We start from the raw sequence: 16,776 nt of genomic DNA, 5'->3' as shown, positions 1-16,776 counted from the left end.
TAATTACAATGCGAAACATACTATCATATACAATCATAGCACTGCTTTTTACAACCACAGGTTGTAAAAAGTTTCTCGATAAAAATCCTGATAACAGGGCATCCCTGAATACGCCCGAGCAGGTATCGCAATTGCTGGGCACCGCCTACCCACAGGCGAATTACATGACCTTTTGCGAATCCATTTCAGACAACGTGGCCGATAAGGGTAAGGGCGTACAGAACAGGACCAACATCGATCCATTCTTCTTTCAGGATGTAGATTACAAGGACCAGGATTCTCCCGAGTATTATTGGGATGGCTGTTACACCGCTATTGCCGCAGCCAACCAGGCGTTGGAAACCATCAGGAATGCCCCCGATTCAAACCTGTACAAAGCACAAAAGGGTGAAGCGCTGCTTTGCCGTGCCTATGCACACTTTATGCTGGTTACCATCTTTTCAAAACCATACAGCGCCCGGTCAAACAGCACCTCTAAAACCGATTTGGGTATCCCATATGTAACCACCCCCGAGAAAATTGTGTTTCAACAATACGATCGTAAAACGGTGGATTACGATTACCAGATGATAGAGCGTGACCTGGTAGCCGGTTTACCATTGATAGACGAAACTAAGTATGCCGTAAAAAGCTACCACTTTAACCGGGCAGCCGCAAACGCTTTTGCAGCCCGGTTCTACCTGTACAAACAGGATTATGCCAAAGTAGTTACCTATGCCAGTAATGTATTCCCTGCCGGGAATGTTACTACCCTGTTACGGCCCTGGAATACTAAATATCAGAAATGGACCCCGGCCGACTTCTTTGCCAATTATCAGAAGGCAACAGAACCGGCTAACCTGTTGCTGGTGGAAACCCCTTCAGACTGGGGACGTGATTTTTATTCTGTTCGTTATGCTTTCAACACCGATATCCGAGATCAGGTGCTGGGCTCAAATGCTACTGGCGGAGACTGGGAATTCAAATTCCACATTTATACGGTAAGCAATACAGATTATTTGATCCCAAAGATCAATGAGTATTTCGTGCGTAATTCAGTAAACGCCAATATAGGGATTCCCTACGTGATGGTACCGTTATTCACCGCAGAAGAAGCATTGTTCAACCGGGCAGAAGCGTATGCCTATTTGAACAAGTTTACCGAATTTCTGCAGGATATGAATTACTACGCAAGCACCCGTATAATCGACAAGGATACTAAACTGTACGATCCGGTAGCACATGAGCTCACGATGCAGAAGTTGACAGACTATTATGGAGCCTCTTCAAGCCTGAACTTAGCGTTGAATTGTATCCTGGATTTTAAACAGGCTGAATACCTGGAGGAAGGGATGCGTTGGTTCGATCTGTTGCGCTATGACCTGCCTGTTACGCATACAACATTCGACGGCCAAACACTTACGCTTGCCCGTGGCGCTAAAATGCGGCAGTTTCAATTGCCTGGTACCGTAAAATTATCAGGCCTGCCATTGAATCCCAGATAATAAAAACGATCAATAATAAACAGAATTAGATATATGCTCAAACATAAAATATACCTTGTTGTGCTGGCGCTGGCAATCTTTGCGTCGTGTAAAAAGGAAGATGACCTGGGCGATGTGAGCCAGATCCCTGGTTTGGGAGGTGATACCTGGGCTACAGGACCGATTGATAAATGGATCCTGGATTCTCTTACTACTCCTTTTAATGTATCCGCCAAATATAAATGGGACCAGGGCGAACTGGAGTTTGACAAAACGCTTACCCCACCCAAAGAGGAAAAGATCATCCCGGTGATGAGTTCCATAAAAAGTGTATGGATAGACAACTACGTGAAAGAAGCGGGTAAGCCTTTTATGATGAAATATATTCCCAAATGGTTTGTGCTGGTAGGCAGCGCCAGCTGGAATATTGATGGTACCATTACCCTGGGAACAGCGGAAGGCGGCCGTCGCGTGCTCCTGTACGTATTGAATGATTTCAGAATAAAGGGAATGCCGGGTTATGTGCCCAGTGATTCATTCAATATTAAACAGATGTTCCATACCATAGAACACGAGTTTGGCCATATCCTGCACCAGACCGTGTTGTATCCCCAGGAATGGAAAAGCATCTCAACCGGAGATTATACCTCAGACTGGAACAATACAACCGATTCATCGGCACATGAAAAAGGGTTTATTACTATGTATGCCCAGTCGAACCCCGATGATGATTTTGTTGAAATGATCTCTATGATGCTCACGGAAGGGAAGGCTGGTTATGAAGGTATTTTAAGTACCATCACCAGCACAACCGGTAAAAGCAAGTTGCGTCAGAAGGAAACAATGGTGGTAAGTTATTTTAAAGATGTATGGGGCATCGACTTCGCCAGTTTACAACAACGCACCCGAAATTCCATCGAGCTATTGATCAAATAGGCACTCACCCAACAAAAAACAGGTATGAACAAGAAATTATTATACTATATACTCGCACTCTCGCTGGTGGCTTCCTGTAAGCGGGAAGAGGACCATGTGTTCGATAAATCGCCCGATGATCGCCTTAACGAAACGCTGAAGACCTATCAGACTGCCATGACCAGTTCGCAATACGGTTGGAATGGTAACCTGCATACAGCAGATGGTACCCTGTACCGGTTTTATTTCAGCTTCAACGATAGCAACAGGGTACAAATGCTCGGAGATTTCGACAGCACCTCCGGCAGCCTGTTGGCGGAAAGCAGTTACCGCTTAAAAGCATTGCAACAACCCAGTCTTATCTTCGATACTTATTCTTATCTCCACCAATTGAGCGACCCCGATGGTTCTGTAAACGGAGGTCCGGATGGAGTAGGGCTGAAAGCTGATTTTGAATTTGCCATCGATTCCGTTTCTGCAGACAGCATCAGCCTTACCGGCCGGTTCAATGGCAGCAGGCTTACAATGAAAAAAGCCACACAGGCCGACAGAGCCATATGGACCAGCAAACAGGTGGGCAATGGCGTGGTGAATTTTAAAAACTACTGGAAATTCCTCTCTTACTGGAAAAGACTGAATTACCGCAACGTCGATTATGAACTGCAGTTTGACTCTTCCGTTAAAAAAGTAACTGTATCCTGGGGAACTGGCAACCAGGCTCAATCCGCTACCCGGGAATATTATTTCTGGGCCAATGGCGTATATTTCCTTGATCCCATTGTCAATGGTTCTGTAAGCATACCCGGCTTCAGTATCACCGGTTTTACAAACGATGTTTTGGCGGCCAACCAGTTAATGAATGTAACGGTGAATGGCACCCCATCTACTATTAAAGGCGCAGCAGGGTCAAATGTTGTACCCATTAACCCCGATGTAAAAAATGCGGTGGTGCGGTGGCGTTCACAGGCCCAGTCAACCGGTAATTACTGGATCTCGTTTAATGGATTTCATAAGAATGGCGTTGAAGATGCCTTTGATATTAATTCGCTCCGGAACGATTCGGCTTTATTTTATTACCTGCTGTATTCACCCAACTCCCGGGGCAGCGACGGTTTTTTAAACATATACCTCGATACAGCGAGCAACCCGCCCGGATTGATTGCAATTAATGGTTCATGGGCCAAACGGATCTCAGACAATGCCGGGCTCACCACGATAACTGAAGACTCCGTGTACAGTGAATTTCCCTGGCCCGCATCAGGACCAGCAGCCGACACACGAAATCAGCTATTTAGTGGTACAGGCCGATACTACTTTGTACAGTCCAGCGCCATTTCCTACGACATGGTAAGTAAAGATGATCCTACTACCTGGATAACCTGGTGGTGGATCTGGTAACTCCGCAATAACTCATTCAAAATAGAAAGTCCTCCCGGTTAAATGGGAGGACTTTCCTATTTAAAAACGGGACCCTCCCGGCTAAGCCGGGACCGGGGAGCCCGTTGTAGAGAGTCGAAGACTCTGCTGACTGCAAGTTGGAAGGCAGGTAAAGGGCAGAAGGCAGAGGGCAGAAGGCAGAGATTAGTTGCCGATTTTTCAGATATCTGAATAATCGCGAGCCCACTCACTACTCACTACTCACTACTCACTACTTATATTCGAACAGTACCTTTCTTATCCTTATCCTTATTTTTATCTTTATTCTTTTCCTTATTCATATCGATAGTCAGGTTATGGCCCAGTGTAATTTGACCATATTCTGATTTTATCTTCATATCTGTATTGCCACTGCCTGCTTTGCCCTGGTAGCGTTTATTGAACCGGGGGCCATGGCGGTCATCATCATCGGCGCCTTCTTCCTTTATGTCGAAATTGGTTTTGTTATGCAGGTCGCCAAAGTTGGTGCTGATATCAAAATTGGCCGAGATATTGGTGTTCAGGTCAAGGTAGAGGTTCGAGAAACTGTTCTTTACGGTAAGGGCTTTGGTGCTGTTATCGACCCGCAGCTTGGCTACATCGCAATATTCAAAAACGGCATTCACCGAACCATCGAGGTTGTCGATAGCAGCCTTTGAGAATTTGATGACCAGGCTGCCGTTGCTGATGCTGCCAATAGTGCCTTTGCCAAATTCAATAGACACTTTTTTTACGTTGTTCAGTTTGCCGGTTGTAAGGCTGCCGAATTTACTTTCAAGCGTGACCTCGCCATTATAATCGCCAATGGTCATGGGGCCAAATTCATTCTTTGCCTGTAAAGGATTACGGGCAGGCATGTTTACCACGTAGTCGATATGAAAACCCTGCTTTTCACCCTTACTCCATTGTTGGTCTTTGTTGTTTTTGTTATTGATCTTTGTTTTGAAGAAAACGCCATCGGCGTTTTTGCCATCTTCAATACTGATAACATCGAGTATGGCCTGGGCTCTTTCGTCGGTATTGGCCTCGGCGGTAATGGTTACCGAAACACTCACTTCATTCTTGTCCCAGGTATTTATTTTCATTTCACCAAACTGGTTGGTCAAAGAAATTTTATCACTGTTGCTTACGCTATAGGATTTGTTGTAGGTTTTCTTTTTTTCAACCAGGGGTTCCCCGGCAAATACCTGCGTCGTCAGGAGTAGGAGAGAGATAAATAAAGGGAGCCTATACCTTTTTAAAGTTACTTTCATGTTTGTCGCTTTTTGATGCTTTGATTTGATTGATGATGCTTAATTGCTGATTGAGTATTTCAGTCTGCAGCCTTAGGTTCTCAATCATAGCCTCTAATAATTGTTCACGGTTAGGATTTTCCGGCAGTTCTTTTTTCAACGCGTTGTATGAGCTGTCGAGTTTATCGATACCAGTAACAAACTTTTTATACAGGTTGGGATTTTCTTTTTCTATCTCTTTCAATTCATTTTGTTTCATCTCTATAAGCTGGGTGAATTGCGATACCTCCCGTGCGTAGCTGGGATTGATCTCTTTCAACAGCTGGTCATTAACACCGGGTGTGTCGATGACAATGGGTTGGTTTTTTACAATACCCCCGTCGGATGAACGGTTATTTAAAAGGGAGAAAATGCCTATGCCGGCCAGTATTAGTATGGCGGCTGCCGCGCTCCAGCGAATAATGGTTAGTACAATTGTTTTCTGACCCTTGCTTTTTTGTTGTTGTTTGGTTTGATGCTCATCAGTTAGTTCCTGTTCCAGTTTTCTCCAAATCCGTTCACTGGGTTCATCCGAATCAAACTGGTCGCGGTTATCTTTAATAAATTGCTCTAAACCTTTGCTCATATTTCACACTCCTTGTTTAATTAAAGTCAGCAGTTTTTGTTTGGCGCGTACGTACTGGGTTCGCACGGTGTTATGTGATATATTCAATATTTGTGATATTTCTTCATGGTCATACCCTTCCAGCAGGTACAGGCTCAATACGGTCCGGTAGCCATCGGGCAGCCGGGTGATCATTTTTTTAACTTCCTCCACCCGGTATTTTATCTCCTCTTCATTGACCGGTTCCTCCTCGGGGACCGCCTGTAATTCGTTGCTTTCCATATCAACCAGGTCATTCCGCCGTTTACGCAGAATGTTGATCGATTTATTGATAACGATCCTTTTAAGCCAGGCCCCAAAGGTGCTGCGGTAATGAAAGTCATGCAGGGAGCGAAAGGCGTCCAGGAACGACTCCTGCAGCACATCCTCGGCATCGGCTGTATTGTTTACGATACGTAAACTGGTGTTAAACATGGCTTTGGAATATTGCCGGTACAACGTCTGGAAACTTTGGGTATCCCCTTGTTTACACCGTTCTACCAGTTCATCCCGGATGATGTTTGCAGTCAGCTCCAAAATGATTGTTTAAGGTTGTTTATATAAGAGACAGAAGGGTTGCCCGCATGTTGCATGAACACCGGTTTTCCAGCAAAAAAACACAAACAACAAACTACAAACCACAAACTTGAACGCTTTTTCTTACTTTTAGCGTAATATAGAAAATCAGTTTAGTCATGGGTACCAGAACCGATTTGTTCACCAGCCCGGATTACTTCTTATTGGATGAGCTATTGACCGACGAACAGAAACTTGTCAGAGAATCTGTTCGCAATTACGTAAAAAGAGAGATCTCCCCCATTATTGAAGAGTATGCCCAGAAATCAGAGTTCCCTGAACAGATCGTTCAGCAGATGGGTGAACTCGGTTGTTTTGGTCCAACCATCCCCGTTGAATACGGTGGCGGCGGGTTGGATTATATCAGTTATGGGTTAATGATGCAGGAACTGGAGCGGGGCGATAGCGGCGTACGGTCTACCGCTTCTGTACAGGGCTCGCTTGTTATGTTCCCCATTTATGAATATGGTAGTGAGGACCAGCGCCGTAAATACCTGCCCAAGCTGGCGAATGGCGAATGGCTGGGTTGTTTTGGCCTCACCGAGCCCGACCATGGCAGCGATCCCGGCAGCATGACCACCCATTTTACCGATGCCGGCGACCACGTAATTCTAAATGGCGCTAAAATGTGGATCAGCAATGCGCCCTATGCAAAAGTGGCCATCGTATGGGCCAAGGACGAGCACGGGGAAGTACATGGCCTGATCGTGGAAAGAGGCATGAAAGGTTTTACTGCACCCCTCACCCATAATAAATGGAGCTTGCGGGCTTCTGCAACCGGTGAACTGGTTTTTGACAATGTAAAAGTGCCCAGGGAAAATATTCTACCCAACGTAAAAGGATTAAAGGGACCCTTAAGCTGTTTAACCAGGGCCCGCTATGGCATTGCCTGGGGCGCGGTAGGAGCAGCTATGGATTGTTACGATACCGCCCTGCGCTATTCAAAAGAGCGCCAGCAGTTCGATAAACCCATCGGCGCCTTCCAGCTGCAACAGAAAAAGCTGGCCGAAATGATCACCGAGATCACCAAGGCTCAGTTACTGAACTGGCGGCTGGGCATTTTAATGAATGAAGAAAAAGCTTCCCCGCAGCAGGTAAGTATGGCCAAACGAAATGCCTGCGAAATTGCAGCCGGTATTGCCCGTGAAGCAAGGCAGGTGCTGGGTGGTGCCGGTATTACGGGTGAATACTCCGTAATGCGCCATATGATGAATATTGAAAGTGTTATTACCTACGAAGGCACACATGACATACATTTGCTGATCACTGGTATGGATGTAACTGGTTTCAACGCTTTTAAATAACTTGCGACGTAATGAGGATATTCTTAATCGGTTTTATGGGTTCCGGAAAAACACATTGGGGAAAGCAGGTAGCGCAAAAGTTAAGTTTACCGTTCTATGATCTGGACGAAGTAATCGTAGCCGAAGAAAAGCGAAGCATCACAGATATCTTTGGTGAATCGGGCGAAGAATACTTTCGCAGCAGGGAAAAAGAAGTGCTGGAAAAAATAGTAGATGAAAACCTGAACATGGTATTATCCTGTGGCGGCGGCACCCCCTGTTTCTTTAACAACATCGAATTCATGAAAAAGTATGGCACCGTGGTATGGCTCAATACATCGGTGGATGTATTACTGCACCGCCTTTTAAAAGAACGCGTACAACGGCCATTACTGAAAGATTTAGACGATGAAGACCTGAAACATTACATCATTCGTAAACTGAACGAACGCCGCATGTATTATGAGCAGGCCGATGTAATTATCGATAAGGAAGATGCCATATCTATGAATGACTTTATTCAAACCGTATTACATGCATAAAGGATTTTTGCAAACGGCCGCCATGTTAGGCGCACTGGCCGTAGCCCTTGGCGCTTTTGGCGCACATGGGTTGAAGAAAATTGTTCCCGCAGAAACCGTTACCACCTTTGAAACGGGGGTACGTTACCAGTTCTATCATGTATTTGCCTTATTAGCAGTAGCTATCCTGTTTGGAAGTTTTCCCGGCAAAAATCTGCAATACGCAGGCGTTTGCTTCATCATTGGTATTATTCTGTTCTCCGGTTCCTTATACGCATTAACCGCCTTACAGGCAACCAATACAGTTGGCCTGCGCGGAATCGGCGCCATTACACCAATTGGTGGGGTATTCTTTATAGTAGGTTGGATTTTTCTGTTTTTGGGAGTTCTTAGAGGGAAAGCTTAGAAGGGCAGAAGGCAGAGGGCAGAAGGCAGAGATGAAAGGCAGTAGGCAGAGGGCCGGGATGAGGCCGCGAACCTGGAACTAAAAACTTAATAACCTAAGAACCCAATAACTTCAACGTAATAACCCAATAACTGCAACTTAGGACACAGAGCTCCTATCTTCCAACTTTCAACTTTAAACTTCTAACTTTAAACTTCTAACTTTAAACTTTCAACTTTAAACTTTCAACTTAAAACTAAATAGGAGCTTCAAAAGTGAGGATACAGTTTTTTTCAGATTCAATCTTAAAAGAACCTTCGATGCTTTCCATCCGGCGGCGCATATTGCTGAGGCCATTTCCGAAACGGCGCAATTTATTGGCATCGATGCCTATGCCATTGTCGCAGATCTTTATCATCAGCAAATTATCGTTAGTAGAAATAATGATGTGGATCTGCGAAGCCTGGGAGTGTTTCATGGCATTGTTCAATGCCTCCTTTATACTTAGAAAGATATTTCTTCTTTTTTCGCCGCTTACTTCAGCCTGTGGTATCAGTACGGGCAGCTGCACCCTGCATTCAATAGGGGTGCTGTCGAAGTATTCGATGGCATGCGCCCGGATATAAGCGATAAGGCTTTCCAGGGTGTCGTTACTGCTTTTCATGGTCCAGATGATGGTGTTCATCTTACCCAGCAGTTCATTGGCAGAGTTGGAAATCTTTTCCAGCTCGGGTACTACATCGCCTTTTAACCGGCTCTTCATGATCTCGCTCATAAGCCTGATGGCGGTAACACCAGAACCCAGTTCATCGTGCATATCAGCCGAAATGCGGTTCCGCTCTTCCTGTTTGGCCGCCAGTATCGCCATTTGTTTATCGAATTCCTTCCGTTCATTTTCCAGCTTCAGGCGCTCGCGTTCTTTTACCCGTTCAATGATATCGCGCCGGTTCTTGAAGGCCAAACCCGACAAAAAGAAACCCAGCTCCAGCACCAGACCAAATTCATAGTAGAACAGTGCGCGGTTAAAAATGGAAGTGGGATCGTTTTTTACCAGTTTCCAGCCGGTTAGGATGATGATATAGGAGACAACAGACAGAACTATCAGTGAAAAATTACCAGCCGCCAGGTAGTTCAACAGCGGGTTCTTCTTTTTAACGCTGTATACAATGAACACCACGCCGGTTACAAAGAACAGTTGTTTAATAGCGTTCTCCATAATGTTCAGCATAATGTACCTGTCGGTAAAAAAGTAAACAATGGAGAAAACAATGCTGGCGCAAATAAGCAGGATGTTGAAATACCGAAGTATTTTATCGAGCACGGGGTATACCTCTTTGCTGTAGATGAATTTGCGCATGAAGATCTGGTACATGAACACACTGGCCGTCATGATCATAAAGTCGAGGTACTCTTCATAAAAATAATTGAACCAGGTAGCGCTGGTATCGAGGTACGATTTCAGGAATAATAAGGAGCAGGTAAGAAAGGTGTAGATGGCATAAAAGATAAATTCCTTGTTCCTGCTTTGTATATAAACGGCCAGTGAATAAAAGATCATGAACAGCAATACGCCCGATACGGTGTAGGTAAACACATCCAGCATACCATCGCGTTCACGCTGTAACATGCCCCATTGTTTTACGTAATCGTCCATAATAAGACGGGGAATAAGGGCATTTACATTGGTGCGCACAAAGTTGAACCGGCTAAAGAATAGCGCTTGTTCATGCGGTTGTAAATAGATTCTTTTAACACCTGCATTGCGGTTGTCGTTGATCAGGCTATCGGGCAACCGGGTTAAGGTAGCCGGAATATTATTCATTTGTGCTTTAAACAGCGAGATAGAGCGGCAATAGGAGCCGGGAATAAAACAAATGGTGATGGCGGTATCGGCGCTGTTCTTTATTGCGAATTGTAAAAAGCAATCCTGCTCAACCAACCGGCCCGGCAGTTGATGTGGTAAGTAGTGACCCGGAGTTAGTTTAAAAGGCAGTTTGTAAATATCGGCATCCATTACCTGGTTTCTGGGCGCTGAAGTGAACAGGGTTTGTTTGCCTATTACTTTATGGAACCGGATATCGGAGGCTTCCACTACCATGGAATCGGGCCACTGTGAATAACTATTGTTTGCAAAACAAAAAAGCAGGATATAAAAAAATGTATGTTTGAAGGCCTTATGAAAAGGATTGCAGCGAGTAGCGTTAGCAGATACAAATCGAGGTTGGCTGTTAGTACTCATAAAGTGCCCCTGGGGGCGTTAGTTTCTAGGGTGAAAGTACGAAAAAAAGGCAGAAGGAAAAGGGCAGAAGGCAGAGAGGATGTCGACAATTGTCAGGGTTCGGCAATAAGGATTTTCACATTAGCAGCCATTTCTTACAGTATAAAGCTTACAACTTATAGGGTCTTTCATCTCTGCCCTCTGCCTTCTGCCTTCTGCCCTTTGCTGCTCCACCATAAAACTTAACAATTTCCATAGCAGCCGCCCACTTATCAACTATACGCCCTATCCTATAAACTACTTATCTTTGACCCCATGGCCAACCGCTTAAAAGCAGACAAAGCAGAAAAGAAAAAGCCAGCAAAATCGGATAGTTTCAAGCCTGAAAAAGAAGCTCAGGTTACGGTTAAGCAATTAGTAAAAGACGAACGTACCCATAAAATTGCTGGTGCTTTCTCAATATTGATCAGCCTTTTCTTATTTATCGCCTTCGCCTCATACCTGTTTACCTGGAAGGAAGACCAGGACAAGGTATTCAGGGGTGCCGCTATTTTATTGCCCGCAGAAGATGTAAAAACTACCAATCTGCTCGGCAATCTGGGCGCGTACATGTCACACCTGTTTTTTTATAAAGGCTTTGGCGCCGCCTCCTTCATGTTTTGCAGCCTGTTTTTTGTAATGGGTGTAAATGCATTACTGGGAGCGAAAATATTTAACCTCTGGCGCAATGTGCGCTATGTAATAGTAAGCCTGTTGTTTTTTAGTGTAGTGTTCGCCTTTGTGTTCCGCGGCGGGGCATTTGCCTGGGGCGGGGCCGTTGGTAATATGGGCAGCGACTGGCTGGTACGAATGATTGGCAGCGTTGGTACAGCCGCTTTATTGTTGCTGGGCGGACTGGCCTACGTGATCTGGCGGTTCAACCCCGTATTCAAAGCTCCGACATTAGCTAAGAAAACACCAGAGCCGGTTAAAGAGGTTGTTCCTGCAGTAGTAATAAAAGAAGAAAAAGAAACCCCGGTAGTAAAACCGGTTGGCAATAAACTGAAAGATGGATTAGGGGTGCTGAAAAAAACACCCATCGCAGATCCCGAAGAAGAGCCAATGGACCTGCAACTGGTAGAAAAAGACGGCGAAGAAGAGGAAGAACCCTGGGATGAGGAAATGGAAGAAGTAGAAGAGGAGGAAGAGGAGGAAGAAGTGCCCGTTGAAGCGCCGCTGGTAACCGGGAAAAATGGCCGCAAAAAGCCCGATCCCGCCCAGCTGGAATTGGAAATAAAATCGTATCCCGAAGTAGACCAGCCACCCATACCGGTTGAAGAATCAAAAGTGGAGCCGGTAATTTCGCAGGAACCGTACGACCCGTCGCTCGAATTGCGCGATTATAAATTCCCCAGTCTGGAATTGCTGGAACTGCATGGCAGCGAACGCATCATTCAGGACCCCCAGGAGCTGGAGACCAACAAGAACCAGATCATCAATACGCTGAAGAACTACGACATCGAAATACAGAAGATCAGCGCCACCGTAGGGCCTACCGTAACCCTGTATGAGATTGTGCCGGCGGCCGGGGTGCGTATTTCACGTATCAAGAACCTGGAAGATGATATTGCGCTTAGTCTGGCGGCCCTTGGTATCCGTATTATTGCACCCATACCTGGTAAAGGTACCGTGGGTATTGAAGTGCCCAATGTAAAAAAGACGGTAGTGAGTATGCGCAGCATGCTGTCGTCGGAGAAATTCCAGAACAACAGTTTCAGTCTGCCCATTGCCATTGGGAAGAAGATCGATAACGAGAATTTTATTGTTGACCTTACCACCATGCCGCACTTGTTGATGGCGGGTGCTACCGGTCAGGGTAAATCGGTTGGGTTGAACGCCATTCTGGTGTCATTGTTGTACAAAAAACATCCATCACAGATAAAGCTGGTACTGGTTGACCCCAAGAAAGTGGAGTTGAGCCTGTACCGCCATATTGAAACGCATTTTCTGGCCAAATTACCGGGTGAGGATGAAGCCATCATCACCGATACCAAAAAGGTGATCCATACACTGAATGCGCTGTGTATTGAAATGGATAACCGGTACGATCTGTTGAAAGAAGCCGGCGCCCGAAACATTCGCGAATACAACGAGAAGTTTATAAAACGGAAACTGAACCCGCAAAAGGGCCACCAGTTCCTGCCATTTATTGTGCTGGTAGTGGATGAGTTTGCCGATCTTATCATGACGGCCGGTAAAGAAGTGGAAATGCCCATTGCCCGGTTGGCGCAGCTGGCCCGTGCGGTAGGTATTCACCTGATCATTGCCACCCAGCGTCCGTCAGTTAATATCATTACCGGTACTATCAAGGCGAATTTCCCCGTGCGGATTGCCTTTAAGGTATCCTCAAAAATCGACTCCCGTACCATTCTGGATGCAGGCGGAGCGGAGCAGCTGATCGGTAAAGGGGACATGCTTATATCCTATAATGGGGAAATTACGCGTTTGCAATGTGCTTTTGTTGATACCCCTGAAGTAGACAGTATCTGCGATTTCATAGGCACCCAGGAAGGATATCCCCAGGCATTCTTTTTGCCGGAATATGTGGACGAAAAGCAGTTTGAAGGGAAGGAACTGGACCTCGAAGACCGGGACACCCTGTTTGAAAGCGCTGCCCGCATGATCGTAACCAGCCAGATGGGTTCTACCAGCTTATTGCAACGTAGAATGAAGCTGGGTTATAACCGGGCCGGCCGCCTGATGGACCAGCTGGAAGCAGCGGGGATTGTAGGCCCCAGCCAGGGAAGTAAGGCCCGCGACGTACTGGTAAAAACCGAAGCAGACCTGGAAATGCTGCTGAACGACATAGGTTAGAAATTTGTTAATGTGGCCGTGATTTACAACCCCGTGCAACAAATCACGTCTTATTATTGCCGCAATAAGTTTAACCAATTATCTTTGCGGCCTTTACACAAAGTACTCATATAATGAAAAGCCTAATTGTATTATTTTCTACTTTTTTTATAGCCACCATAAGTTTTAGCCAGCAAAACGACCCTGCCGCCAAAAAAGTGCTGGATGGTGTTACTGCCAAGTTCAAATCGTTTAAAGCTGTACAGGCCGCATTTACGCTGCGACAGGAAGATAGTAAGGGCACTTTACTGGGAACCAAGAAGGGATCTGCTTCGCTGAAAGGCACCCGCTATCGCGTTAGTATTGCCGGAACCGGTCAGGAAATATTCTGTGATGGCACCAACGTTTGGACATACGATAAATCGGCCAATGAAGTAACCATCACCAAACCCGATCCATCTGCCAGCAGCATCAGCATGCAGAAGTTGTTTACCAGCTTTTACGATAAAGATTTCCTGTATAAGCTGAATGGCGATAAAACGGTAAATAAAAAGGTGGTGCAGGAAATTGAAATGACCCCCACTGATAAAAATAAGCCCTTCCACAAAGTATATGTGCTGGTTGATAAGAACGCCAAAACCATTTACAGCACCCGGATCCTGGATAAATCAGGTAACGTAATGGTATATACTGTAAATAGCCTGAATGGAAGTGCCAACCTCCCCGATAACCTGTTTGTGTTTGATAAAAGCAAATATCCCGGAGTAGAAGTGGTTGACTTACGATAAAAAGAAACCAGAATAAAATATTAAGAGGGATTGTGATACACAATCCCTTTTTTTATTTCTCTTCATTTCCCCAGCGATAGGTACTAATGTCCAATCCTGCCAGGTCAAGTACACGATCGGTAACCGTGGCAACCGCTTCTTCGATGGTAGCAGGGCGGCTGTAAAACGATGGGGTGGCGGGACAAATAATACCACCGGCCAGCGTAACGGTCTCCATATTGCGAATGTGAATGAGGTTATAAGGCGTATCACGAACCAGGCAGATCAATTTACGGCGTTCTTTCAACACAACATCGGCTGCGCGGGAAATCAAATCACTGGAAACGCCGGAAGCAATACGGCCTAAGGTGCCCATAGAGCAGGGGGCTATGATCATGGTATTATACCGGCCCGAACCCGAAGCAAAAGGTGCGTTGAAATCGTTCTTCGAATAAAAGCGAACAGGGTATTGGGTATAGTCGTTGTTACCCAGTTCGGTTTCCCAAACCTGTTTGGCGTTATCGGTCATTACTACACCAACATCCTGCCATTGTTGTTTAATGGTCAACAGTTTTTCAATCAGTAAGCGGGCGTAAATACTTCCACTGGCGCCAGTAATGGCCAATACTATTTTGTGCATGGAATGACTTAAATTTATGTGTTAAACAAAAATACACATGCAAACAATGAAATTGTCGGTTTTGTTTTGCTGGTTAGCTGTTTTTTCATGTGCTGAAAAGCCTGCCCTGAATGCTGATAAAAAGAACTGGAAGAAAACTGCCGCGGAGAAGCTCAATTGGATGACCCTTGAAGATGCTGCAGCCGGATTGAAGAAAGAAAAACGCCCCGTGCTTATCGATCTGTATACCAACTGGTGTGGCTGGTGTAAGGTGATGGATAAAAAAACGTATCATAATAAGGATGTAACGGCTTATGTGCAGGAGAAATTTTATCCCGTTAAGTTCGATGCTGAAGGACGCAAGAGCATTACCTGGTATGGCAGGACCTTTAATTTCAATGCAAGGAATAAAACCCACGATTTTGCTATTTATCTCACCAATGGAAATTTATCCTATCCTACAACGGTGATCATTCCGGTTGATGGCGAACCACAAGCCATACCGGGTTACCTGGCGCCTAATGAGTTTGAGCTGATCGCTAAATATTTCGGGGAAGGCAAGTATGGGAAGGTGCCGTTTGATGAATATCAAAAGAGTTTTAAATCGCAGTGGTAGGGGAGAGGCGTGTTACATTCAGAAAAAGCAGTATGGATGGGCGTGAGTAGGAAAATCAAAGCATAAAACATATAAACAAATAATATGTTGTTGTAACCGATTGCAAAGAGTAATATTGCACTTTAACAGGAAAATAAATCGATTTATTTTAGCGTTGATTTGAGTCAATTATATTCGTCGCCTATAAAATTTCATCACGATACGACTTATGCTTTGAGATATTCATACTATATTTGAATTTTCATAGGATAAGGTTTAATGGTTAATGGTATTTGATTAGTGCAGCCTCCCCTCCGGGAGGCTATTTTTTTGTGGGTAAGGGAATGTCGTTTAAATAGAAGACGGTTCTTGGTTTTTAATTCCGGGTTCTGAGTCGTTTGGATAATGCTTGTTTTAATGCATCCATATTTTCCTTATGTTCATTACAGTCTTATCCACTCTATGGCCTAGTTTTATTCTGGTCTTACTTACTCCATACATACCACTTCCTCAGTAATAATGCCATAAGAATTACATAGAAAGGCCATAAGAATGCCATAGACTATGGCATTGTGATGAGATTTTGATGGGGTATGGTTGGGATGAGAAACGAATAGGTAAGGGCATTTACATATACTATACTCGAATTACACCAGGCGTTGGGATGGCCACCTCCTGGGCAACGCAGTATGATCCATTGAGGTCTCTGCCTGGTCGTTGAGGTCCTTGTTAGGTCAAATTTAAAATAGATGCAAAAAAGATTTTGTTGCATTGAAAATACCCCTACATTTGCACCCCCAACGAAAACGGGGCAGTGAAAAAGAGGAGTAGGTAAGGGATGAAAGAATACACTGCAATTAGCTCTTAACAGAAAGGAAGAAAGAAAAAGAAAAGTGAGAAAAGATTTGGTGGAATGAGAGAAACGCTTACCTTTGCACCCCCAACGAAAACGGGGCAGTGAAAAAGGAGAAAGCGAAGCGAGATGAGTCACTGAAAATCAGCTCTTAGAAAGGAAAAGTGAGAGAGAAAAAAAGAAAGAAAAAAGTGAGAAAAGATTTGGTGAAATGATAGAAACACTTACCTTTGCACCCCGATCGAAAAGAAAGGGAAGCGAAGAAAGAAAGAGAGCGAAAAGAGGAAGAAAGAAAGCGAGGATGCGAGAGCAAAATACGAAGCAGATAATAACGAATGAGTGAGAGGGAATAGAGGTAAAGGAAAAATAACATACGATATTTAAAGATCTTTGAAAGTTTGGAAGCAACAGCACTTGAATAATTTCAAGTAAATTAATCAAGGTAAGAATCTAGCGAC

General features: G+C 44.8%; 14 protein-coding genes. 9 read left to right on the top strand and 5 right to left on the bottom strand.

The features are described from left to right. Positions 1-8 precede the first annotated feature (8 nt). The 3 genes from BMX95_RS30465 to BMX95_RS30455 are packed head-to-tail and all read left to right on the top strand — an operon-like array spanning position 9 to position 3,776. Positions 9-1,484, top strand: a complete 1,476-nt coding sequence (locus BMX95_RS30465) for a RagB/SusD family nutrient uptake outer membrane protein (protein ID WP_081198447.1) — start codon at positions 9-11, stop codon at positions 1,482-1,484. Positions 1,485-1,517: 33 nt separating this feature from the next. Beyond that, positions 1,518-2,399, top strand: a complete 882-nt coding sequence (locus BMX95_RS30460) for a zinc-binding metallopeptidase (protein WP_081198448.1) — start codon at positions 1,518-1,520, stop codon at positions 2,397-2,399. 24 nt (positions 2,400-2,423) lie between these two features. Next, the gene (locus BMX95_RS30455) at positions 2,424-3,776 is read left to right on the top strand and encodes a DUF4302 domain-containing protein (RefSeq protein WP_081198449.1); all 1,353 of its coding nucleotides are present in this window, start codon (positions 2,424-2,426) and stop codon (positions 3,774-3,776) included. Between the two features lie 254 nt (positions 3,777-4,030). On the opposite strand, the gene BMX95_RS30450 is transcribed toward BMX95_RS30455, so the two are convergent. Genes BMX95_RS30450 through BMX95_RS30440 form a run of 3 tightly spaced genes read right to left on the bottom strand, consistent with a single transcriptional unit; the run spans position 4,031 to position 6,206 of the window. Continuing rightward, positions 4,031-5,047 carry a DUF4097 family beta strand repeat-containing protein gene (locus tag BMX95_RS30450; protein WP_081198450.1) on the bottom strand — a complete coding sequence of 339 codons (1,017 nt, stop codon included), beginning with the start codon at positions 5,045-5,047 and terminating at the stop codon, positions 4,031-4,033. Continuing rightward, positions 5,022-5,651: a hypothetical protein gene (locus BMX95_RS30445; RefSeq protein ID WP_081198451.1), complete on the bottom strand. Its 630-nt coding sequence runs from the start codon at positions 5,649-5,651 to the stop codon at positions 5,022-5,024. The genes BMX95_RS30450 and BMX95_RS30445 overlap by 26 nt, the downstream gene beginning before the upstream one ends. Before the next feature lie 3 nt (positions 5,652-5,654). Further along, positions 5,655-6,206: an RNA polymerase sigma factor gene (locus BMX95_RS30440; protein WP_081198452.1), complete on the bottom strand. Its 552-nt coding sequence runs from the start codon at positions 6,204-6,206 to the stop codon at positions 5,655-5,657. A gap of 158 nt (positions 6,207-6,364) precedes the next feature. Between BMX95_RS30440 and BMX95_RS30435 the strand changes: the two genes are divergently transcribed. Genes BMX95_RS30435 through BMX95_RS30425 form a run of 3 tightly spaced genes read left to right on the top strand, consistent with a single transcriptional unit; the run spans position 6,365 to position 8,455 of the window. Continuing rightward, positions 6,365-7,549 carry an acyl-CoA dehydrogenase family protein gene (locus BMX95_RS30435; RefSeq protein ID WP_081198453.1) on the top strand — a complete coding sequence of 395 codons (1,185 nt, stop codon included), beginning with the start codon at positions 6,365-6,367 and terminating at the stop codon, positions 7,547-7,549. Positions 7,550-7,560: 11 nt separating this feature from the next. After that, positions 7,561-8,070: a shikimate kinase gene (locus BMX95_RS30430; protein WP_081198454.1), complete on the top strand. Its 510-nt coding sequence runs from the start codon at positions 7,561-7,563 to the stop codon at positions 8,068-8,070. Then, complete coding sequence (locus tag BMX95_RS30425; RefSeq protein ID WP_081198455.1) at positions 8,063-8,455, top strand: DUF423 domain-containing protein; 393 nt, start codon at positions 8,063-8,065, stop codon at positions 8,453-8,455. Before BMX95_RS30430 ends, BMX95_RS30425 begins: the two co-directional genes overlap by 8 nt. 235 nt (positions 8,456-8,690) lie before the next feature. Here BMX95_RS30425 and BMX95_RS30420 read toward each other — a convergent pair whose 3' ends face one another. Further along, positions 8,691-10,532, bottom strand: a complete 1,842-nt coding sequence (locus BMX95_RS30420; protein WP_177193734.1) for a sensor histidine kinase — start codon at positions 10,530-10,532, stop codon at positions 8,691-8,693. A 435-nt stretch (positions 10,533-10,967) separates the two neighbouring features. Between BMX95_RS30420 and BMX95_RS30415 the strand changes: the two genes are divergently transcribed. Together BMX95_RS30415 and lolA1 are read left to right on the top strand one after the other, a co-directional pair. Further along, positions 10,968-13,505 (top strand): FtsK/SpoIIIE family DNA translocase, encoded by a 2,538-nt coding sequence (locus BMX95_RS30415; protein WP_081198458.1) that lies wholly within the window; start codon positions 10,968-10,970, stop codon positions 13,503-13,505. A 113-nt stretch (positions 13,506-13,618) separates the two neighbouring features. Continuing rightward, positions 13,619-14,272, top strand: a complete 654-nt coding sequence (lolA1, locus tag BMX95_RS30410; protein WP_081198459.1) for an outer membrane lipoprotein periplasmic chaperone LolA1 — start codon at positions 13,619-13,621, stop codon at positions 14,270-14,272. 52 nt (positions 14,273-14,324) lie between these two features. Here the strand turns inward: lolA1 and BMX95_RS30405 are convergent, their stop codons facing one another. Then, entirely contained in the window at positions 14,325-14,891 is a 567-nt protein-coding gene (locus tag BMX95_RS30405) for a UbiX family flavin prenyltransferase (protein ID WP_081198460.1), read from the bottom strand. 37 nt (positions 14,892-14,928) lie between these two features. On the opposite strand from BMX95_RS30405, the gene BMX95_RS30400 reads away from it, so the two are divergent. Further along, positions 14,929-15,486 carry a thioredoxin family protein gene (locus BMX95_RS30400; RefSeq protein WP_081198461.1) on the top strand — a complete coding sequence of 186 codons (558 nt, stop codon included), beginning with the start codon at positions 14,929-14,931 and terminating at the stop codon, positions 15,484-15,486. Positions 15,487-16,776 lie beyond the last annotated feature (1,290 nt).

The sequence above is a fragment of the Niastella yeongjuensis genome (genome assembly GCF_900110245.1).
Lineage (GTDB): Bacteria > Bacteroidota > Bacteroidia > Chitinophagales > Chitinophagaceae > Niastella > Niastella yeongjuensis.
This window is presented reverse-complemented; position numbering and strand designations above follow the sequence as displayed.